Consider the following 19,052-nt stretch of genomic DNA (forward strand, 5'->3'; position numbering starts at 1 on the left):
CGCGGCTCACCGGTCGGCGCGTGTCACCGGGCGACGGGCGTCACCAGATGGCGACGCGGTCCTCGGGGGCGCGGTAGCCGCCGTCGCCGGGCTGCACGTCGAACGCACGGTGGAACGCGTCGAGGTTGCTGGCCGTGACGTTGGCCCGGAACTCGTCGGGGGAGTGGGGGTCGGTGGCCATCTGGGTGCGCAGGGTCTCGTCGCGGTGCTTGGACCGCCAGACCCGGGCCCACCCGGTGAAGAAGCGCTGCAGGCCGCTCCGGCCGTCGAGCACCGGAGCGTCGTCGATGCTGTCGATCCCCTGCGCGCGCAGCGCGAGGGCGTAGGCCTTGAGACCGATGTCCAGGCCGCCGAGGTCGCCGATGTTCTCGCCGACCGTGAGCGCGCCGTTCACCGACGCCTCCGAGCCCTCGCCGAGCTGCGCAGGCACCAGGCCGTCGTACTGGGCGATCAGCGCGTTCGCCCGCTCCATGAACCGCTCCCGGTCCTCCTCGGTCCACCAGTTCGACAGTTGGCCGTCGGGACCGAACTTCGAACCCTGGTCGTCGAACCCGTGCCCGATCTCGTGCCCGATCACCGTGCCGATGCCGCCGTAGTTGAACGCGTCGTCCGTCTCGGGGTCGAAGAACGGGGGCTGGAGGATCGCCGCCGGGAACACGATCTCGTTCCACACCGGGTTGTAGTAGGCGTTGACGGTCTGCGGCGTCATGAGCCACTCCCTGCGGTCGACCGCGGTGCCGTAGCGGGCCATCTCGTCGTCCCACCAGTACGCGCGCCCCGCGCGCACCGACCCCACGAGGTCGCCCTCGGTGACGACGAGGCCCGAGGAGTCGCGCACGACCTCGGGGAAACCGATCTTCGGCGTGAACGCGGCGAGCTTCGCCTGGGCGCGCTCCTTCGTCCCCGCGCTCATCCAGTCCAGCTCGTCGATCGAGACCCGGTAAGCCTCGACGAGGTTCGCCACGAGCTCGTCCATCCGGGCCTTGTGCGCCGGCGGGAAGTGCCGGGCGACGTAGAGCCGCCCGACGTCCTCGCCGAGCAGACCCTCGACGAGGCCGACCCCGCGGCGCCAGCGCTCGCGGTTCTCCTGGGCGCCGGTGAGCGTGCGCCCGGCGAAGTCGAAACGCTCGGCCACGATCTCCTTCGTGAGGAACGGTGCGCGCGAGGCCGCCGCATGGAACGAGAGCCACACCCTGAGGTCGTCGACCGGTGTCGAGGCCCAGGTCTCCGCCGCCCCGACGAGCGCCGACGGCGTGGCCACCAGCAGCTTGAGGTCGCCGTCGGGCAGCCGCAGGCCGGCGCGGTAGGCGGTCCAGTCCAGGCCCGGCGCGGAGGCGGCGAGCTCGTCGAAGCTCATCGGGTTGTCGATCTTGTCCGCCTCGCGCGTGGCGACCACGTCCCAGTGGCTCGAGGCGATCCGGGTCTCGAGCGCGAGCACCCGCTCGGCGGCACCCGCGCCCTCGCCGGCCCCCACCGCGCCGACGAGCTCGAGCAGACGGCCGACATGACCCGCGTACGCCTCGCGCACGGCGGCGTGCTCGGCCTCGCGGTAATAGGCCTCGTCGGGCAGCCCGATGCCGTCCTGCGCGAACCACACGAGGTAGTCCGGGTCAGAGATGCCCGGCGAGACGTCGATCCCGGCCAGCCCGGACACCCCGGTGCGCTGCAGCTCACCCATGACACGAGCCAGCGAGGCGTGGTCGTCGGCGCCGCGCACGAGGTCCAGGTCGGCGGCGAGCGGCTCGGCCCCGGCCGCCTCGATGGCGCTCTCGTCCATGAACATCGCGTAGACCGCACCGATCTTCGGGGCGGCACCGGCCGGGTCGGCGTCGGTGACCGCAGGGTCCGCCGCGTGCTGGGCGACACCCTCCGGGTCCCCGTCGGCAGCGGCCGCCGCGCCGAGCTCCTCGATGAGGGCGCGGACCCGCTCCTCGGAGCGGTCGCGCAGGTCGATGAACCCGCCGATCCTCGCCCGGTCGGCCGGGATCTCCGTCTCCGCGATCCAGCGGCCGTTCACGTGCCGGAACAGGTCGTCCTGCGGGCGCACGTCGGTGTCGACGTAGCTCTCGAGGTCGACGGGGGTCTCGGTGGTCGATGAGGTCATGGCCCCCAGGGTAGGCGCGGCACGGTGCGTGCCACACTGTGCGCCATGCGCGTCCACATCGCCGCCGACCACGCCGGCTTCGAGCTCAAGTCCGCCCTGTCCGCCCACCTCACGGGGGCCGGCCACGACGTCGTCGACCACGGGGCCGACACCTACGACGCCGAGGACGACTACCCGGGCTTCTGCTTCACGGCCGGCCGCGCCGTCGTCGAGGAGCCGGGCTCCCTCGGCGTCGTCATCGGCGGGTCCGGCAACGGCGAGCAGATCGCCGCCAACAAGGTGCCGGGCGTGCGCGCCGGACTGGCCTGGTCCGTCGAGACCGCCCGCCTCACCCGGGCGCACAACGACGCCAACGTCGTCGGTATCGGCGCCCGCATGCACACGCAGGACGAGGCGTTCGCGATCGTGGACGCCTTCCTCGCCGAGCCGTTCTCCGGCGAGGCCCGCCACCAGCGGCGCATCGACCAGGTCGCGGAGCTCGAGCGATGAGCACGCGCACGAGCCGTCGGGGCGGAGCCGGCCGCCGGTCGGCCTTCGCCGGGGCGGTCCTCGCGGTCGCGCTCACGCTCGCCGGATGCGGGGGCGGGGACGACGAGTCGACCGACTCGGGCAGTCCGGAGCCGCCCGAGGCGCAGGAGGTCGACCCGCCGGAGGACACCTCCGAGGCTGCCTCCGACGACGACGCCACCGCGGGCGAGGACTCTGCCTCCGACGACGCGACCTCGGAGGACGAGGCCGACTCGGCCTCGCCCGGGGAGGACGCCGACGACGCCGCGGCCGACGACGAGGCGGACGGTGATGCCGGGGCCGACGGTGCCGGCGAGGGGACGCCGGCCGGGATCGACCCGGTGTCGCTGACCTGGCCCGCCGAGTGGATCTCGCTCACGCACCTCATGGGCGCGACGCCGAGCGGCGCCGAGCTGGAGATGTTCGGCATCTCGGAGACCGAGGTCTATCCCGGTGGTGTCCTCACCGTCTACAGCCCCGAGTTCGTCGCCGGGCAGAGCTTCGAGGAGATGGTCGCCGCCGAGGGCGCGCCGGCCGAGGAGCTCGTCGAGCTCGAGCCGCGTGAGGTGGCGGGCCAGACGGTCACCCCGCTCGAGGTCGACCTCACCCCGCACGGCCTGCCCGCGACCCAGCGCTTCTATCCCCTCGAGCTCGAGGGCGGGGGCATGGCCGCGATCACGCTGACGTCCCCGGTCGACGTGCTCGCCGAGGCCGAGCCGTTGTTCGACCAGATCCTCGCCTCGGTGACGATCGAGGACTGAGCCCGTGGTCGAGAGCCCCTCGACGCTGGTCCTCGTCGGCGGTAGCGGCCTGGGCGGCTGGGTCTGGGAGCGCGTCGTGCCCCTCCTCGAGCGGCGGGGCCACCGCGTCGTCACGCCGCACCTGCGCGGCATCGACGGCGACCCCACGCCGGCCGCGGAGGTCACCCTCAGCGACTGGGCAGACGACCTCGCAGCGGCCGTCGAGGGCGAGGCGGACGGCCAGGGCGGCAAGGGCGTGACCGTCGTCGCGCACTCGTTCGCCGCCTACGTCACGGCGGGAGCTCTCGTCCGCCTTTCGACGAGTGGGCGGACTCCTGCCCGTGCGGTTGCCCCACCCGTGACGAGTGAGCGGACTCCTGCCCGTCCGTCCACGCCGCTGACGACGTCCGCGCACGCTCCGGCGCCCCGCACGAGTGCCGTGCGCGCCGTCGTCATGGTGGACGCGGTCCTGCCGAGTCCTGGCCGGTCCTGGTTCGACCAGCAGCGCCCCGGGGCGGCCGAGGTGATGCCGCTCCTCGCCGTCGACGGGGCGACGCCCTGGTTCACGCGCCAGGAGATCGACGCGCTGTTCCCGGGGCACGGGCTGACCGACGCGGACCATGCGTGGATGGCCTCCCGCGTGAGCGGGCAGCCGCTCGGGACCTATGCCGAGCCCGCGCCGGACTTCGAGCTGGCCGACTCAGGGGTGGCCCTCGGGTATGTGCGCTGCCTGCGTACCGATCCGCCGACGTCGTCGGTCACCGCGTCGACCCCGGGCTGGTCCTACCGGGAGATCGACGCCGGGCACTGGCCGATGGTCACCGCGCCCGAGGAGACGGCGGCGGTGCTCGACGAGCTCGCCCGTTCGCTCACGGGCGTCAGCGGCGGTGGGCCGACCCCCGGACGCTGAGGGCGGCGCACAGTGCGGCCAGCAGGATCACCGCGACCGCGAGCGGCCCGCCGAGCAGTGCCGCCACGGCGACCGCAGGTCCCTGGACGAACCAGGCGAGGGGCAGGGCGAGGTTCTCCTCGCGTCCGGCGATCGCCTGGGTGCGGGCCACCTCGGCGGCGTCGCCGGGCTCGAACAGGGAACGTCGCCAGGCCACGGCGGCGAGCGTGTCGGCGAGCGCGGAGGCCGACCACCAGGCACCGCCCGCGACGAGGGCCGTCGCAAGGCTGACCGGCGCCCCGGTGACCATCGCGGCAGCGAGCCCGACGACGGGGCCGAGCGCCGCCGTCGTGGCGGCTCCGGCCGCGATGCCGAGCCGGGAGGACCGGCGACCGACCCGGCGCACGAGGACCACCCCGACGGCGGAGGCGACGAGCCACCCGGCCCCCACCGCGAGCGCGAGCAGCGCCGCGCGGCCCGCGGCGCCGTCGAGGACCGCGAGGACGAGGCCGAGGACCAGCGGTGCGGCGGCGATCCCGGTGACGACGAGCGACCGGCGGCGCGACCGGCGGGCGGCCGCGGTGAGCTCGGCCCGGACGTCGATGTGCTCGTGGGGCACGGAGTCGTCGCAGTGTGAGCAACCAGCCCCGTGCGCGTCGGCGGAGGCGGGCGTGGGCAGGGTGGAGAAGGACATGATGCTGCGATCATAAGGACCATGTCCGCACCCAGGCCCGTGGGGATCACCACCACCGAGCTCACCGAGCTGGTGCTCGACGTCGCCCAGCAGGTCCCCGAGGGGAGGGCGACCACCTACGGCCTGATCGCCGAGGCCGTCCGGGACCGCACGGGGCGGGGCAGCGCACGGTACGTCGGCACCGTCCTCGCACGCCACGGCTATCGCGTGCCGTGGTGGCGGGTCGTGCGGGCCGACGGCACCCTGCCCCGGCAGCTGCGCGCCGACGCGAGCGTGCGCTACCGGTCCGAGGGGACGCCGCTGGAGCCGCTGGTGCCCACGATGGTCGACCTCCGCCGCGCCCTGTGGGACGCGCCGACCGCGTGGAAGGCGCCCGAGACGCATGCCTGAGGGCCACTCGATCCGCAGGCTCGCCACCATGCTCGACAGCCTGTTCACCGGTCAGGTCGTGCGCGCCTCGTCCCCGCAGGGGCGGTTCGACGCCGGGGCCGGGGCCGTCGACGGCTGGCGCGTGACCGGGACCGACGCGCACGGCAAGCACCTGTTCGTCGAGCTCGAGCCGCCCGCCGGGGGCGAGCCCCGGTTCGTGCACGTCCACCTCGGGCTGTACGGCGCCTGGGCGTTCGTCACCGCCGACGGAGCAGGGCCGCACGCCATCGGCGCTCCGCGTCGGCCCACCTCCCGGGCACCCGAGACCGGCACCGGCACCGATGCCGTAGCTGTAGCCGATGCCGTCGTACCGGCGGACCCTGCGGACATCGAGGCCGAGGCGAGCGCCGAGCTCGTCGTGCCCGAGCCGCGCCCCACCGTCCGTCTCAGGCTCCTGACCGACACCGTCGTGGCCGACCTCACCGGCCCCGCGCGGTGCGACCTCATCGACGAGGGCCAGAAGGACTCCGTCCACGACCGGCTCGGGCCCGACCCGCTCAGGCGCGACGCCGATCCCGAGCGCTTCGTCGCCGCCGTGCGCCGGACGCGCCGCAGCGTCGGCGAGCTGCTCATGGACCAGTCGGTCATCGCCGGCGTGGGCAACATCTACCGGGCCGAGGCCCTCTACCGCGCCCGGATCCACCCGCGGACCGAGGGGCGTGCCGTGAGCGTGGCCCGGCTGCGCGCCATGTGGGACGACGTCGCGGAGCTGCTGGCGGACGGCGTCGAGCACGGAGTGATCGTCACCACGCGCCCCGAGGACCGCCGAGCCCCGCGCCCCGACTCCTGGGCCCGCGCCGCCGAGCGGGCCACGGACGAGGAGGCCGACTTCCGCTGGTACGTCTACCGGAGAGCCGGGCGGCCCTGCCACGTGTGCGGGAACCCGGTCTCGATCGACGACCTCGCCGGGCGCACCGTGTTCTGGTGCGCCAGATGCCAGCGCAGGCTGAGGTCCCGCGCGAGGGCCGCGTAGGCAGCTCTGCGGGCGGTCGGTGGGCGAGGGGGAGGCGCACGCGCCTGGGACGCCGATATCGTGGAGCGGTGAACGTCGGTGTCCGCCCGGGCACCTCCATCGACGAAGGAGTCCGCATGTCGCAGAGAACTGCCGTCGTCGCCTCCGCGCAGGGCCTGCACGCCCGACCGGCCTCGGACTTCGTCGCCGCCGCGTCCAGGAGCCCGGTTCCGGTGACCATCGCGAAGGACGGTGCGACGCCGGTACCGGCCGGATCGATCCTGTCCGTGATGAGCCTCGGCGTGAAGCAGGGGGACACGGTCGTGCTCGAGGCGGCCGGTGACGGTGCCGAGGAGACGCTGGACGAGCTCGTCACCATGCTCGAGAAGGAGGACGGCAAGTGACCGGCGCCGCAGCCCACCCCGGGCTGGCCGGGATCGGGGTCGGACGCCGCGGCGTCGTCGGGCCGGTCCGGCACGTCCGTGGTGGCCCGGAGCTCCCGGCGGACGAGCCTGCGCCGACAGATCCGGAGGCTGCCGTCGCACGCGTCGAGGAGGCGCTCGGCGACGTGCGCGCCGACCTCACGGCGCGGTCCGAGGCGGCTGCCGGCAGCACGCTGGGGGAGGTGCTCGGTGCCGCGGCGCTCATGGCCGGTGACCCGGCGCTCGCCGCCCGCGCCGCCGAGCTCGTGCGCTCCGGGACCGGCCCCGCGCACGCGGTCCACGACGCCGTCGAGGAGTTCGCGGCCACCTTCGAGTCCATCGGCGGCTACATGGCCGAGCGCGTGACCGACCTGCGCTCGGTCCGCGACCGCGTGGTCGCCCGCCTGACGGGGCAGCCGGAGCCGGGTGCCGAGCTGAGCGAGCCTGCCGTCGTCGTCGCCCGCGACCTCTCGCCCGCCGACACGTCCGCGCTCGACCTCTCGCTCGTGCTCGGCATCGTCACCGAGGAGGGTGGGCCCACCTCGCACACGGCGATCATCGCCCGCCAGCTCGGCCTGCCCTGCGTGGTCCGCGCCGCCGGGGCGACCGGACTGCCCGACGGCGGGATCGTCGCCGTCGACGCCGCGAACGGCCGGGTGCTCCTCGACCCCGACGACGACGTACGACGCGAGATCGAGGGCCGGACCGCGGCGCTCGACGCCCTCGAGTCCGACCGCGAACCGGGAGCGACCTCCGACGGCCACGCCGTCCAGCTGCTCGCCAACATCGGCACCGTCGAGGACGCCGAGCGGGCCGCGGCGACCGCCGCCGAGGGCGTGGGCCTGTTCCGCACGGAGGTGCTGTTCCTCGACGCCGCGGAGGCGCCGACCGTCGAGGACCAGGCGGAGGCCTACGCCGCCGTGCTGAGCGCGTTCTCGGGGCGGAAGGTCGTGGTGCGCACGCTCGACGCGGGGGCCGACAAGCCGCTCGCGTTCGCCAACCAGGACGACGAGGACAACCCGGCCCTCGGGGTCCGGGGCTACCGGCTCGTGCGTACGATGCCGGACCTCGTCCAGGACCAGCTGCGTGCCCTCGCGCAGGCCCGCGAGCAGGCGGGGGAGGGGGCCGCCGAGCTGTGGGTGATGGCGCCGATGATCGCCACCGCCGCCGAGGCGCGGGAGTTCGCTGCCGCAGCACAGGAGGCCGGGCTGCAGGGAGCCGGTGTGAAGGTCGGCGTGATGGTCGAGGTCCCCGGCGCGGCACTGCGAGCGGAGGGCGTGCTCGCCGAGGTGGACTTCGGCTCGCTGGGGACCAACGACCTTGCCCAGTACACGATGGCGTCCGACCGGCTCCTCGGCGGCCTGGCCGACCTGCTCGACCCGTGGCAGCCGGCGGTGCTCGACCTCGTGGCGCGCACGGCGTCGGCGGGTGTGGCGGCCGGGAAGCCGGTCGGCGTGTGCGGCGAGTCGGCCGGCGACCCGCTCATGGCGCTCGTGCTGACCGGTCTGGGCGTGACGAGCCTGTCGATGTCCACCGGGGCGTTGGCGGAGGTGCGGCACGCGCTGCGCTCCCACACGTCGGCCGAGTGCGAGGCGATGGCGCAGGCGGCGCTCGCCGCGGGCGACGCCGGCGCCGCACGGGAGGCCGTGGCCCGGCTGCTGCACGCCGACGTGCGCGAGGTCCTGGGCATCTAGGCCGCGGAGAGCGTGCGCGCCCGTGGCCGTAGGGCTGGCTGGTCAGCGGGTGCGGCCGCCACCGTCGTCGAGGTCGTGCCGTACATGGTGAGGTCGTGCGTCCGAAGCACGACCTCACCACCCCGGGCACGAGCTCGATGCGGCTGGTTCCTCAGATATAGATCGCCGGGTCCATCCAGCGGGCCTCGTCGGCCGTCACCTTGGGGCGGATCGCCTTCGCCGGCACGCCGACGGCGGAGGTGCCGGCCTCGACGTCCTTGACGACGACAGCGTTGGCGCCGACCCGGGCGTCCGAGCCCACGGTCACCGGTCCGAGGACCTTGGCGCCGGCCCCGATCGTCACGCGGTCGCCGACGGTGGGGTGCCGCTTGCCCTTCGACATCGAGACCCCGCCGAGCGTGGTCCCGTGGAAGATGACGACGTCCTCGCCGACCTCGGCGGTCTCGCCGATGACCACGCCCATGCCGTGGTCGATGAACATGCGTCGCCCGATGACCGCACCGGGGTGGATCTCGATGCCGGTCACGGCGCGTGCGACCTGCGAGAGCAGCCGCGCGGGCAGCCGGAGCCGCCCGCGCGACCGGTCGGCGTGCCACATCCGGTGCGCGACCCGGTGCGCCCACAGGGCGTGGACGCCCGGGTACGCCAGGGCCACCTCGGCCATGGAACGGGCGGCGGGGTCGCCGCGCTGGGCCGCCTCGAGGTCCTCGCGCAGGAGGACCCAGAAGGGCACGCCGGAATCGTGCACGTCAGTCGACCAGGCCCTCGAACAGCGCCGTCGACTGGTAGCGCTCGCCGAGGTCCGGGAGGACCACGACGATCGTCTTGCCCGCGTTCTCCGGACGCTGGGCGACCTGGACGGCGGCCGCGATGGCGGCACCCGAGGAGATCCCCACGAGCAGGCCCTCCTCCGTGGCGGCGCGGCGCGCGAAGTTGAGCGAGGCGTCGAGGTTGATGTCGACGACCTCGTCGTACAGGTCGGTGTCGAGGATCTCGGGTACGAAGTTCGCACCCAGGCCCTGGATCTTGTGCGGCCCGGGCTTGCCGCCCGTGAGGATCGGGGACTCCTCCGGCTCGACGGCGACGAGGTGGAGCTCGGGCTTCTGCGACTTGAGGTAGCCCCCGGCGCCGGTGATCGTGCCGCCGGTGCCGATGCCCGACACGAAGATGTCGACGGCGCCGTCGGTGTCGTTCCAGACCTCGGGGCCGGTGGTGGTGCGGTGGATCTCGACGTTGGCCTGGTTGGCGAACTGGCGGGCGAGGACGGCCCCGGGGCGCTCGGCGGCGGCCTTCTCGGCGGCCTCCACCGCGCCTCGCATGCCGTCGGGCCCGGGCGTGAGGATGAGCTCGGCACCGAAGGCGCGCAGCAGTGCGCGCCGCTCCTTCGACATGGTCTCCGGCATGGTGAGGACGACCGTGTAGCCGCGGGCCGCGCCGACCATCGCGAGCGCGATGCCGGTGTTGCCCGACGTCGCCTCGACGATCGTCCCGCCGTCGGTGAGCTCACCGGAGGCCTCGGCCGCGTCGACGATCGCGACGCCGATCCGGTCCTTGACGGAGTTCGCGGGGTTGAAGTGCTCGAGCTTGGCGAGGACGGTCGCGCCGGCGCCGTCCGTCACGCGGTTGAGGCGGACGAGGGGGGTGCGACCGACCGCCTGGGTGACGTCGTCGAAGATCTGGGCCATGGGGTCCTCCGAGAGTTGGGTGGGTGTGCGTGCTGGTCGGGTGCGCCGATGACGGCGAGGCCGTACCCGGTCCGTCCTCGGGCATGGCTCGAGCGGTGGGGGCCGGGTCGGCGGGGCGGGGGGTCGGGAGGCCTGGCGGCGGTTACGGGCCCGACGCCCTAGCGACAGCCGCCCTCGGTGCAGAAGCCGAAGTGCGGTGGGGGAGCGAGGGACACCAGGTCGTCGCGCACGCGTCACCTCCCTGCACGGGCCGTCAGTGGCCACCGATGGATTGAACTCTCAACCACCTTAGCCGGTGGCCGGTCCCCATGGTGCCCGATCGGTGCCGCTCGCATGTACGCATGGTGGGCCCGGTCCGCCATGTGGGTGCGGGCCGGTACTCAGTCGGTGCTCGTGCCGCTCCGCCCGCCCGCGACCGGTCCCTGCGGCTCGATCGACTCGCTCGCTCCCGGGCGGGTGGCGCTCCCGAGCGGCGTGTCCTCGATGTGCGACACCGGCCGGGCTCGCTCCGCCATGGTGTTGAGCAGGGCGGCGCCCCGTTCGGCGTCGTCGACGGTGATCACCTGGATGCGGCCGCCGGTGCGCTCGATCCGCACCGCCGCCCCCTTGCGGGTGACGAGGCCGACGCGGCCGTGGACGTCCGTGCGCAGGCCCCAGCCGCCGAACTCGGGGAACGGCTCGATCGAGACGACGTCGGCCCGCACGACCTCGTCCGCGCGTGCCCGCAGCACGGTGACGCCGAGGGCCGAGCGTGCGACCAGGCCGTCGGCGTCGACCCGGACGACGTAGCGCAGCAGTGCGAGCTCCAGCGCGATGAGGGGGGCCGCGAAGACCGCGCCCCACCACCAGCTGCTGAGGGCGCCGATGAGGACGCCGGAGCCGACCAACAGCACCACGATCACGACCAGCGTCCTGACGGAGGCCCCCGTCCCGCGGACCCAGACGGCGCGCTCGGTGGGGCCCAGGTCCGCCCGGGCCGCGTCGGCGGGCACGGGATCGGTCGCCGGGACGACCGGGTCCTCGCCGGCCGCCGCGGCTGCCGCGACCGCGACGGCGAGACCCGCAAGGCTGGCGAGCACGATGCCGGCGACGGGATCGCCCGGCGGGTCGGTGAGGTTGACCTGCACCGTCGAGACGGCGATGCCGGCGAACATCGTGGCGAACCCCGCCGAGATTCCGACGATCGTCCGGCGGGTCATGGACTGCCGCCCCGTGAACGCCGCGAGCGGGCAGGTGAACGCCAGGCTCACGCCGCACATCACCGCGGGGATCGTCAGCAGCTCGGTCACCGAGCTCCACCGGTCCGGCCCGTCGGTGCCCCAGTGCACCGCGACCCGGTCCGGGAGGTCGCCGGCCACTACCGCGATGTAGATCCACGCGGCTGCCGTCACGGCGAGCGGGAGCACGACGCCGAGAAGCAGGCGACGTCCGCGGTGCGGGATCGGTCCGCGGCCGGGCTTTGTCGTGTTCCGGCCGGTGGCGCTCATGACTGCGGCTCCTTGAGGAGGTGGATGACGGTGTTGAGCGGGACGCCCGACTCGGTCGCGGCACGGCGCACGTTCTCGATCGCGCGCAGGAGCTTCGGGTCGGGGTAGGGGTGGTCCTCGCGGACGGTGGCGCCCCGCCCGCGGCGAAGCTCGATGAACCCTTCGTCCCGCAGGAGCTGGTAGGCGTGCAGCACGGTGTGCTGGTTGACGTCCAGTCCGGCGGCGAGGTCCTTGGCGGACGGGAGCTTCTCGCCCGGGCCGACCTCGCCCGCCAGGACGGCACCACGGACCTGGGCGGCGACCTGCTCGAAGAGCGGCTGCGCCGAGGCGGTGTCGATGACCACTTGCATGGCTTCATTCTATAGTTCTATTGCAACTAGAACAAGTCGCGAGTGAGGGGACTTTCGTCTGGCGATGAGGGACCTCCTCCTGGCGGTGGGCCACGACAGGAGTGCGGGGACGGACCGACCGCCGACTGACGCCAGCACGACGAGTGCGGTGGCCGGCCCACGAGGGAGGGGATCCGCTCCCCGCACTCGTCGGTCGGTCACCGCACTCGTCGGGGTAGGAGGCGAACGGCCCCTCACTCGTCGAGGGTCAGCTCGACCTCGTGCGGGCCGATCTCGGTGGTGCGCGCCGCCCCCGCGGAGAGCTCCGCCGTCCGCGCGTCGAGTCCGGCCGGGTCGTCGGTGGTGACGTCGAGCTCGACCCCGTCCGGGCCCCAGCGGACGTCCAGCACAGAGATCAGCGAGGCCGTCGACGAGCGGAGCTCGGCCTCGATCCGCGCCCCGGTCGCGTGGTCCGCGGCGACCGTGCACCGCGTGAGGACCCGGACCCGCACCAGGGGGAGGCCGGCGAGCACCCCACCGACGGCGTCCCCGTACGCGCGCACGAGCCCGCCGGTCCCGAGCAGCGTGCCACCGAAGTACCGCACGACGACGACGGCCACCGCCTCGAGCCCCGCGCCCGACAGCCGGTCGAGCATGGGCCGCCCCGCCGTCCCCGAGGGCTCGCCGTCGTCGGAGCTGTGGGCCACCGGCGGGCCGCCGCCGTCGACGGGCAGGATCCACGCGGAGCAGTGGTGCCGGGCCTGCGGGTGCTCGGCGCGGGTGGCGGCCAGCAGTGCGCGGGCATCCTCGGCCGTGTCGGCCCGCGCCGCGTAGGCGAGGAACCGCGACCGCTTCTCCACGAGCTCGGACTCGGCCCGTGCGCCGCGCGCGGGCCGCAGGGCGGCGGGGGGTGCGTCGTCGTCGGGGCGGGGCGTCCCGGGGCCGGCGCCGGGCGCCCCGGCCGGATCCCCGGCGGGCGAGCCGGTCACTCGGCGGCCTGCTCCTCGCGGCCCAGGAGGTGCGCCACGCGCTCGGCGTCGAGGGCGTCGACATGGCGGTCGGGCGCGGTGCCGGTCGTCAGCACGAAGTCCGTCAGCTGCTTGCGGACCGTCGCGCGCAGCACGTCGGGGTCCCAGGGCTTGGCGATGTAGTGGTCGAGCCCGCCCTCGTTGACGGCGCGGATCGTGGCCGCCTGGTCCGCCTCCGCCGTCAGCAGGATCTTGCGCGAGTCGGACGTGCGCGGGTCGACCCAGGCCTCGACGAGCAGGTCGACGCCCTTGCGGCCCGGTAGCCCGTGGTCCACGAGCAGCAGCGCGGGAAGGTCCTCGTCGGCCATGACCTCGTCGACGATGGCCCACGCGTCGTCGACGGTGTCGGCCTCCTCGATCCGCACCGTCGCGGCGAACGGTTCCAGGTCACGCACGACGGCGGAGCGCACCCCGGGGTCGTCCTCCAGCACGACGACGGTCAGCCTCGGCTCGCTCATCTCGTCTCCCTCCCGGCGGCCGATGCCGCCACGTGCGCGCCCGGGTCGGGCGGCAGCTCCACGATCATCTCGGTCAGTCCCTCGCGCGAGCGTGCGTGCATCGTCCCGCCCGCGCGCTCGACGATGTCCTTGGACAGGGCGAGCCCCAGCCCGAGCCCGCCGCCGCGCCCGCCGGACCTGGTGGTGAACCGACGGGTGAAGATGCGGTCGAGGTCGCCCGCGGGGATGGGGGGACCGTCGTTCGCGAGGACCACGCGCACCAGGCCGTCGTCGGTCTGCGTGAGGTCGATCGTCAGCGTGCCGGAGCCGCCCATCGCGTCGGCGGCGTTGACGAGGACGTTGGTCCACACCTGGTCGAGGTGGCCGGGCTCGGCGCGCACCGGGGGGACGTCGCCGAGCGAGAGGTCGCAGCCGAGCCCGCGACGTCGGTGCTCGGTGAGCGTCAGCGCTGACCTGAGGGAGTCCGCCACCACGACGCTCTGGCGCGGGTCGGCGTCGGCGCGGGCGTCATGGGTGCTCGTCTCGTCGGCACCCTCGGCCGTGGGGGGCTCGGTGCCGGTCGTCGCCTGCACCTCGTCGCCCGGGGGGAGGGGGCGCACGTGCGCGCGGATGCTCGAGACCAGCGCGCCAACCTGGCGCGAGGCGGCGTCGAGGTGGCGCAGCGCATCCCCGACGGCGGTCGCGTGCCTCGCCCGCTCGATCGCCGGCTCGCCGCCGGCGGCGAGGTCGGCGGCATCGGCGGGGTCCTCGGCGCCGGCGGCCACCAGGCGGCGCGCGAGCACGTCGTCTCCCACCTCGCCCGTGATGGCCCGCCGCAGCGCACGCGCGTCCGCGCTCGAACGCAGCGTGCGGTCACGTGCGCTCGAGATGCGGCGCCGCGCGTCGCCGGCCCGGGCGCGGACATCGGCGTCGGCGGTGCCCTCGGCGAACGAGGCGAGCAGGTCGTCGAGGTCGTGGGCGAGATGGTCGAGCGCGCTGCGAATCGCCGCGACGGGGTTGGTCATCTCGTGCGCGATCCCCGCCGTGAGCTCGCCGAGCAGGGCGGTCGACGCCTGGGCGGCCTCGTCCTGGGACAGGGAATCGAGGTCCGGGGACGCGCCGTCGAGGTCGTGGTCGTTCCGGGCCGCGCTGTCGTCCGGGATCGCGGGGTCGGCCGCGCCGTCGTCGGTACCCGCGTGCGGGTTCGGCACGGTCGTCGCCTCCTCGGGCTCGGCAGTGCAACGATCCTAGACGGCCGGTGTGACGCGTCGCGCGCCCACCCGTCTGGCGAGGGATCTCACACGACGCGTAGGCTGTGCAGGTTGGCCCCCGTCCTGCACGCTCTGGCATCCTTGGGGGTCGTTGATCGTCCACCCGAGAAAGGAGCGGCAGGGTCATGGCAGTTCCCAAGCGCAAGATGTCCCGCAGCAACACCCGCTCTCGCCGGTCCCAGTGGAAGGCCGAGCTCACGCAGCTCGTCACCGTCCGCGTCAAGGGTCGCGAGATCAAGGTCCCCCGTCGTCTGGCGAAGGCCTACCAGAAGGGCCTCGTCGAGACCGACTGACGAGCCCGTTCCGCACGGCCCCGTACCCGCCAGGGTCCGGGGCCGTCGTCGTGCCCGGGGCCGGACACCCGATCGCCGCGCGGACCGGGGCGAACTGCCCGTCCGGCGCTCGACCACCGAGTCGCGGCCGGGGGAGGATGACGGGTCCCGCCGGTCCGGGCGGGCGTGAGTCGCAAGGAGTGAGCATGTCCGCCGTCCCGGGACTGGTGCGCGTCGAGGGCGCCGAGCGCCGCTACGCGTGGGGCTCGGCGGACCTCATCCCCGAGATGATCGGGACCACCCCCGACGGCGGCCCCGTCGCCGAGCTCTGGTTCGGCGCGCACCCCGAGGCACAGGCGCGCACGCGCCCCTGCGGAACGCCTGACGACGCCGCGACGGGCCGCACCCTCGGCGAGCACATCGCGGCGGACCCCTCCCGGACCCTCGGCCCCGACGTCGTCGGCCGGTACGGCGAGCAGCTGCCCTACCTCCTCAAGCTCGTCGCCCCCGCCCGCGCCCTCTCGCTGCAGGTCCATCCCGACCTCGAGCGCGCGCGGCGCCGATACGCCGAGGAGGAGGCCGCGGGCATCCCGCGCGGCGACTTCGCCCGCAGCTACCGCGACCCCAACCACAAGCCGGAGATGGTCTACGCCCTCACCCGGTTCGAGGCGGTGTGCGGGTTCCGCGCGCCGCGCCGCGCCATCGAGGTCCTCGCCGGGCTCGGCACCACGCTGACCACCGAGCTCGAGGAGACGCTGCGGCGCGCGCCGTCGGCCGACGGGGTGCGCGACGTCGTCGAGCGGCTGCTCCGGGACGAGACGCGCCCGGGCCCGGACGAGGTCGATGCGGTGGCGAGCGCGTGCGCGCGGCGGCTCGCGAGCGGCTCCTCGCCGTCGCCGCGCGTCGACCGGATCGTCGGCCAGCTGGCAGGGGAGCACCCGGGAGACCCGGGCGTCGTCGTCGCGCTCCTGCTCAACCCCGTCACCCTCCACCCGGGCGAGGCGATGTTCGTGCCCGCCGGCGCCGTGCACGCCTACCTCTCGGGATTCGCGGTGGAGATCATGGCCTCGTCGGACAACGTGCTGCGGGCGGGGCTCACGACCAAGCACGTCGACGTCGCCGAGGTCCTCGAGGCGCTCGACTACGTGGCGGCACCGCCCGTGCGGATCGCGCCCGAGACCGTGAGCGGCAGCGTCGGCGTCTACTACGCGCCGGTGGACGACTTCGAGCTCGCCGTCGTCACCCTCGACGGCGAGGGCCGGGCCCTCGTCCCCGGTCGTGGCCCGCGGATCCTGCTCGCGCTCGAGGGGGAGATCGACGTCGCGATCGACGGTCGCACGACGACGCTGCGCCGCGGTCAGGCCGCCTTCGTCGCCGGCGACCTGGGGCCCGTCAGCGTCAGCGGCGCCGGGCGGCTGGTCCAGGCCGACGTGCCCTGACCGACCGGCCCCGGCACCCGGCTCCTGGTGCCCGGCCCTCGGCGCCCGGCGCGTACCCGGGGAGAACTGGCCGCGTCTCGTGCGCGCCGGCCCGGGGCCACGGCGATAGCGTGTCGGCAGCCTCACCCGCGCCCGCGAGGGCGTACCCCGACCAGAGCGGAGTCCATCGGTGGACCACGAGCCCGGCCAGCAGTTCGCCGGCTACACGATCGTGCGCGAGCTCGGCCGCGGCGGCATGGGGTCGGTGTACCTCGCCAAGCACCCTCGGCTGCCCCGGTACGACGCCCTGAAGATGCTCAGCACCTCGCTCGCCAAGGACGACAGCTTCCGCAACCGCTTCGAGCGCGAGGCCGACCTCGCGGCCCAGATCTTCCACCGCAACGTGGTCGCCGTCTACGACCGCGGCGAGCACGACGGCCAGCTCTGGATCGCCATGCAGTACGTCGAGGGCACCGACGCCGCGGCCGCCCTCAAGGAGGCGGACGGCGGGCTCGACCCCGCCCGCGCCGTCCACATCGTCCACGAGGTCGCCGCGGGCCTGGACTTCGCCCACCGCACCGGGCTGCTGCACCGAGACGTCAAGCCGGCCAACATCCTGCTCGCGCCCCCGCTCGACCCCGACGACGAGGACGAGCCCGAGCAGGTCCTGCTCACCGACTTCGGCATCGCCAAGACCGTCGACGACGGCGAGAACCTCACCGGCACCGGCAACCTGCTGGCGACCCTCGCCTACGCCGCCCCGGAGCAGATCGAGGCCCACCACCTCTCGCACAAGGTCGACGTCTACGCCCTGGGCTGCGTGCTCTATGAGCTGCTCACCGGCAGCATCCCGTTCCCCGCGGAGACGCCGTTCAACAAGATGAACGCGCACCTCACGCTGGAGCCGCCCAAGCCGTCCGCCGCCGTGCCGGGGCTGGGCACGGCCTTCGACGACGTCGTCGCGAAGGCGATGGCCAAGGATCCCGCCGAGCGATTCGAGAGCTGCCGCGCGCTGAGCCGTGCGGCGTACGCCGCGCTGCGTGAGCAGCGGGCCGGCGAGAACGTGGACGGCGGTGCGGGTGCCGGTGCGGGGGCCGGGTCCGCGGGCGGCGGTGCAGGAGCAGGTGCCGGCGCGGGAGCCGGTGCCGGCGCGGCGGGGTCGTCGACGTCGGGCGGGCCGAGCGGCCTGCACACTGCCGGGCCGCCGACCGGCAGGCGCGTCGCAGGCCCCGGCGAGCGGACCGGGACCGGGCGGGCCGCGGCCCCCGGCGCGGGCTCCCAGGTGATGCCCGGGCGCCCCACGGGCGGCGTGCAGTACCCGAGCGAGTCCCACACGGGCCCACGCCCGCCTTTCACGGTCATGGTGCGTCGGTTCTTCGGCCCCGGGACCCAGTCGCTTCAGGTCGGTCCGGTGGACACGCGCCAGGTATCGCCCCAGGATCGCGGCGCGATCGAACAGCTGTTGCGCGACTCCCAGTTCTTCGACCTGCCGCCCCGCCTCCCGCTCGAGCGGGTGGTCCAGGGTGACCACCTCGAGGAGATCACCGTGGGCAGCGGTGGTCGGACCTGGACGGTGGCGTACGAGTTCCAGGGGGCTCGGCACCCCGAGGTCCTCGACGGGATCGGCCAGCGGCTCGCGCGGATGCAGCAGTGGCAGCCGACCGCCGCTGTCCCCGTGTCCGAGCAGGCCGGTGGGCCCGGTGGGGCACCTGCCGGTGGGCCCGCTCCTGGTCAGGGCGGCGTGCCCGGCGGTGCCCCCTCCGCGGCGTCCGGCGCCACGGGCAGCCACGGTGTCCCGGTCTCGGCCGCGTCCGGTGCCACCGGCCCGCACCCGGTGCCCGGTCCCGGCGGATCGCCTCAGCAAGGACCTGGCGGACCGGGCACGTCGGCCGGCTCCGCGACGGGTCCCGCGCCGTTCCCCGGTTCCCCTGCGTCGTCGGGCGGGCCCGCACCGTTCGCAGGGTCGCCTGGCCCCGCGGCGGGTCCTGCGCCGTTCGCAGGTTCCCCCGCGTCGACGGGTGGTCCTGCTCCGTTCGCGGGTTCGCCTGCGTCGGTGGGCGGGCCCGGACCGGCTCCGTACGGCGGACCGTCGCAGGCGCAGAAGCGTCGCGGCCTGAACCCGCTCGTGGTGGTCGTGGCGATCGTCGTCGGTCTCGTCGTCGTCGGTGGTGGGATCTGGCTTCTCGTCCGCGGAGGTGGCGACGAGGAGGCAGCGGAGCTCGCCGACGCCTGGGGCGAGCAGTCCTCGATCCCCGCCACCTTCACCGAGCTGGTCTCCACGCAGGAGGGCGGCCAGGGCTACAACTCGGCCACCTGCGCGAACGGCGTCTCCGCGCACATGGACACCCAGCCCGACGGCCTCGTCACGGCGGTCACCTGCACCCAGTCGGACGGCATCGAGTACTCGGTGCTGCAGTTCGACGGGAGCGCCTCGCGAGACGCCTTCACCACGGACGGGGACCAGAACCGTGGCTGGCAGAACTCGACCTGGAACTACAACAGCAACCCGGACGAGGAGGCCGGAATCCTCTTCCGGACCCCGCCGGAGGTCACCGACCCGGGCGAGCACTACACGACCTTCCACGACGCCGAGCGGCAGAACATGGTGGTCGCCGTGTACGGGGAGGGCATCGGCTCGGAGTCGCTGCACGACGACTGGTGGAACGCCTCGCCGTTCTGACGCACGGCCCGCCG

The 19,052-nt window shown here is 74.5% G+C and carries 19 protein-coding genes; 10 read left to right on the forward strand and 9 right to left on the reverse strand.

Annotated features, from left to right (window positions below):
* Window positions 1-40: 40 nt before the first annotated feature.
* Window positions 41-2,104 (reverse strand): M13 family metallopeptidase, encoded by a 2,064-nt coding sequence (locus tag AC24HA_RS07570; protein WP_425708519.1) that lies wholly within the window; start codon window positions 2,102-2,104, stop codon window positions 41-43.
* Between the two features lie 45 nt (window positions 2,105-2,149).
* Here AC24HA_RS07570 and AC24HA_RS07575 point away from each other — a divergent pair, with 45 nt between their 5' ends.
* Genes AC24HA_RS07575 through AC24HA_RS07585 form a run of 3 tightly spaced genes read left to right on the forward strand, consistent with a single transcriptional unit; the run spans window position 2,150 to window position 4,261 of the window.
* Window positions 2,150-2,593, forward strand: a complete 444-nt coding sequence (locus AC24HA_RS07575) for a ribose-5-phosphate isomerase (protein ID WP_425708518.1) — start codon at window positions 2,150-2,152, stop codon at window positions 2,591-2,593.
* Window positions 2,590-3,372 carry a hypothetical protein gene (locus tag AC24HA_RS07580; RefSeq protein WP_425708517.1) on the forward strand — a complete coding sequence of 261 codons (783 nt, stop codon included), beginning with the start codon at window positions 2,590-2,592 and terminating at the stop codon, window positions 3,370-3,372. Before AC24HA_RS07575 ends, AC24HA_RS07580 begins: the two co-directional genes overlap by 4 nt.
* A 4-nt stretch (window positions 3,373-3,376) precedes the next feature.
* Window positions 3,377-4,261 carry an alpha/beta hydrolase gene (locus AC24HA_RS07585; RefSeq protein ID WP_425708516.1) on the forward strand — a complete coding sequence of 295 codons (885 nt, stop codon included), beginning with the start codon at window positions 3,377-3,379 and terminating at the stop codon, window positions 4,259-4,261.
* Here the strand turns inward: AC24HA_RS07585 and AC24HA_RS07590 are convergent.
* Window positions 4,230-4,934 carry a hypothetical protein gene (locus tag AC24HA_RS07590; protein ID WP_425708515.1) on the reverse strand — a complete coding sequence of 235 codons (705 nt, stop codon included), beginning with the start codon at window positions 4,932-4,934 and terminating at the stop codon, window positions 4,230-4,232. The two genes, AC24HA_RS07585 and AC24HA_RS07590, sit on opposite strands and share 32 nt — an antisense overlap.
* Before the next feature lie 21 nt (window positions 4,935-4,955).
* On the opposite strand from AC24HA_RS07590, the gene AC24HA_RS07595 reads away from it, so the two are divergent.
* From AC24HA_RS07595 to ptsP, 4 genes are all read left to right on the forward strand, one after another.
* Window positions 4,956-5,324, forward strand: coding sequence for an MGMT family protein (locus AC24HA_RS07595; RefSeq protein WP_425708514.1), 369 nt, complete (start codon window positions 4,956-4,958; stop codon window positions 5,322-5,324).
* Window positions 5,317-6,336 (forward strand): Fpg/Nei family DNA glycosylase, encoded by a 1,020-nt coding sequence (locus AC24HA_RS07600; RefSeq protein ID WP_425708513.1) that lies wholly within the window; start codon window positions 5,317-5,319, stop codon window positions 6,334-6,336. Before AC24HA_RS07595 ends, AC24HA_RS07600 begins: the two co-directional genes overlap by 8 nt.
* A 116-nt stretch (window positions 6,337-6,452) precedes the next feature.
* The gene (locus AC24HA_RS07605; RefSeq protein ID WP_425708512.1) at window positions 6,453-6,719 is read left to right on the forward strand and encodes an HPr family phosphocarrier protein; all 267 of its coding nucleotides are present in this window, start codon (window positions 6,453-6,455) and stop codon (window positions 6,717-6,719) included.
* On the forward strand, window positions 6,716-8,431 hold the full coding sequence (gene ptsP / locus AC24HA_RS07610; protein WP_425708511.1) for a phosphoenolpyruvate--protein phosphotransferase: 1,716 nt from the start codon (window positions 6,716-6,718) through the stop codon (window positions 8,429-8,431). The genes AC24HA_RS07605 and ptsP overlap by 4 nt, the downstream gene beginning before the upstream one ends.
* Window positions 8,432-8,582: 151 nt before the next feature.
* Here the strand turns inward: ptsP and epsC are convergent, their stop codons facing one another.
* From epsC to AC24HA_RS07645, 7 genes are all read right to left on the reverse strand, one after another.
* Window positions 8,583-9,164: a serine O-acetyltransferase EpsC gene (gene epsC / locus AC24HA_RS07615; RefSeq protein ID WP_425708510.1), complete on the reverse strand. Its 582-nt coding sequence runs from the start codon at window positions 9,162-9,164 to the stop codon at window positions 8,583-8,585.
* A 16-nt stretch (window positions 9,165-9,180) separates the two neighbouring features.
* On the reverse strand, window positions 9,181-10,116 hold the full coding sequence (gene cysK, locus AC24HA_RS07620; RefSeq protein ID WP_425708509.1) for a cysteine synthase A: 936 nt from the start codon (window positions 10,114-10,116) through the stop codon (window positions 9,181-9,183).
* Between the two features lie 380 nt (window positions 10,117-10,496).
* Window positions 10,497-11,603 carry a DUF1648 domain-containing protein gene (locus tag AC24HA_RS07625; RefSeq protein WP_425708508.1) on the reverse strand — a complete coding sequence of 369 codons (1,107 nt, stop codon included), beginning with the start codon at window positions 11,601-11,603 and terminating at the stop codon, window positions 10,497-10,499.
* The gene (locus AC24HA_RS07630; RefSeq protein ID WP_425708507.1) at window positions 11,600-11,953 is read right to left on the reverse strand and encodes a GntR family transcriptional regulator; all 354 of its coding nucleotides are present in this window, start codon (window positions 11,951-11,953) and stop codon (window positions 11,600-11,602) included. Before AC24HA_RS07630 ends, AC24HA_RS07625 begins: the two co-directional genes overlap by 4 nt.
* A gap of 233 nt (window positions 11,954-12,186) precedes the next feature.
* Window positions 12,187-12,921: an IMPACT family protein gene (locus AC24HA_RS07635; protein ID WP_425708506.1), complete on the reverse strand. Its 735-nt coding sequence runs from the start codon at window positions 12,919-12,921 to the stop codon at window positions 12,187-12,189.
* On the reverse strand, window positions 12,918-13,418 hold the full coding sequence (locus AC24HA_RS07640) for a response regulator (protein ID WP_425708505.1): 501 nt from the start codon (window positions 13,416-13,418) through the stop codon (window positions 12,918-12,920). The genes AC24HA_RS07635 and AC24HA_RS07640 overlap by 4 nt, the downstream gene beginning before the upstream one ends.
* The gene (locus tag AC24HA_RS07645) at window positions 13,415-14,608 is read right to left on the reverse strand and encodes a sensor histidine kinase (protein WP_425708504.1); all 1,194 of its coding nucleotides are present in this window, start codon (window positions 14,606-14,608) and stop codon (window positions 13,415-13,417) included. The genes AC24HA_RS07640 and AC24HA_RS07645 overlap by 4 nt, the downstream gene beginning before the upstream one ends.
* Before the next feature lie 185 nt (window positions 14,609-14,793).
* Between AC24HA_RS07645 and rpmF the strand changes: the two genes are divergently transcribed.
* The 3 genes from rpmF (at window position 14,794) to AC24HA_RS07660 (ending at window position 19,038) form a co-directional block, all read left to right on the forward strand.
* Window positions 14,794-14,961, forward strand: a complete 168-nt coding sequence (rpmF, locus tag AC24HA_RS07650) for a 50S ribosomal protein L32 (RefSeq protein ID WP_425708503.1) — start codon at window positions 14,794-14,796, stop codon at window positions 14,959-14,961.
* Window positions 14,962-15,164: 203 nt separating this feature from the next.
* Window positions 15,165-16,379 carry a mannose-6-phosphate isomerase, class I gene (manA, locus tag AC24HA_RS07655; RefSeq protein ID WP_463648214.1) on the forward strand — a complete coding sequence of 405 codons (1,215 nt, stop codon included), beginning with the start codon at window positions 15,165-15,167 and terminating at the stop codon, window positions 16,377-16,379.
* Window positions 16,380-16,548: 169 nt separating this feature from the next.
* On the forward strand, window positions 16,549-19,038 hold the full coding sequence (locus tag AC24HA_RS07660; RefSeq protein WP_425708501.1) for a serine/threonine-protein kinase: 2,490 nt from the start codon (window positions 16,549-16,551) through the stop codon (window positions 19,036-19,038).
* Window positions 19,039-19,052 lie beyond the last annotated feature (14 nt).

The organism is Georgenia sp. Z1491 (assembly GCF_057652395.1).

What these genes read in the sequence shown, in the direction of transcription:
- rpmF (WP_425708503.1), top strand. Translation starts at nt 14,794, where the DNA reads ATGGCAGTTCCCAAGCGCAAGATGTCCCGCAGCAACACCCGCTCTCGC.
- AC24HA_RS07640 (WP_425708505.1), bottom strand. Translation starts at nt 13,418, where the DNA reads ATGAGCGAGCCGAGGCTGACCGTCGTCGTGCTGGAGGACGACCCCGGG.
- AC24HA_RS07595 (WP_425708514.1), top strand. Translation starts at nt 4,956, where the DNA reads ATGTCCGCACCCAGGCCCGTGGGGATCACCACCACCGAGCTCACCGAG.
- cysK (WP_425708509.1), bottom strand. Translation starts at nt 10,116, where the DNA reads ATGGCCCAGATCTTCGACGACGTCACCCAGGCGGTCGGTCGCACCCCC.
- AC24HA_RS07600 (WP_425708513.1), top strand. Translation starts at nt 5,317, where the DNA reads ATGCCTGAGGGCCACTCGATCCGCAGGCTCGCCACCATGCTCGACAGC.
- AC24HA_RS07630 (WP_425708507.1), bottom strand. Translation starts at nt 11,953, where the DNA reads ATGCAAGTGGTCATCGACACCGCCTCGGCGCAGCCGCTCTTCGAGCAG.
- AC24HA_RS07575 (WP_425708518.1), top strand. Translation starts at nt 2,150, where the DNA reads ATGCGCGTCCACATCGCCGCCGACCACGCCGGCTTCGAGCTCAAGTCC.
- AC24HA_RS07605 (WP_425708512.1), top strand. Translation starts at nt 6,453, where the DNA reads ATGTCGCAGAGAACTGCCGTCGTCGCCTCCGCGCAGGGCCTGCACGCC.
- AC24HA_RS07625 (WP_425708508.1), bottom strand. Translation starts at nt 11,603, where the DNA reads ATGAGCGCCACCGGCCGGAACACGACAAAGCCCGGCCGCGGACCGATC.
- AC24HA_RS07580 (WP_425708517.1), top strand. Translation starts at nt 2,590, where the DNA reads ATGAGCACGCGCACGAGCCGTCGGGGCGGAGCCGGCCGCCGGTCGGCC.
- AC24HA_RS07590 (WP_425708515.1), bottom strand. Translation starts at nt 4,934, where the DNA reads ATGTCCTTCTCCACCCTGCCCACGCCCGCCTCCGCCGACGCGCACGGG.
- AC24HA_RS07570 (WP_425708519.1), bottom strand. Translation starts at nt 2,104, where the DNA reads ATGACCTCATCGACCACCGAGACCCCCGTCGACCTCGAGAGCTACGTC.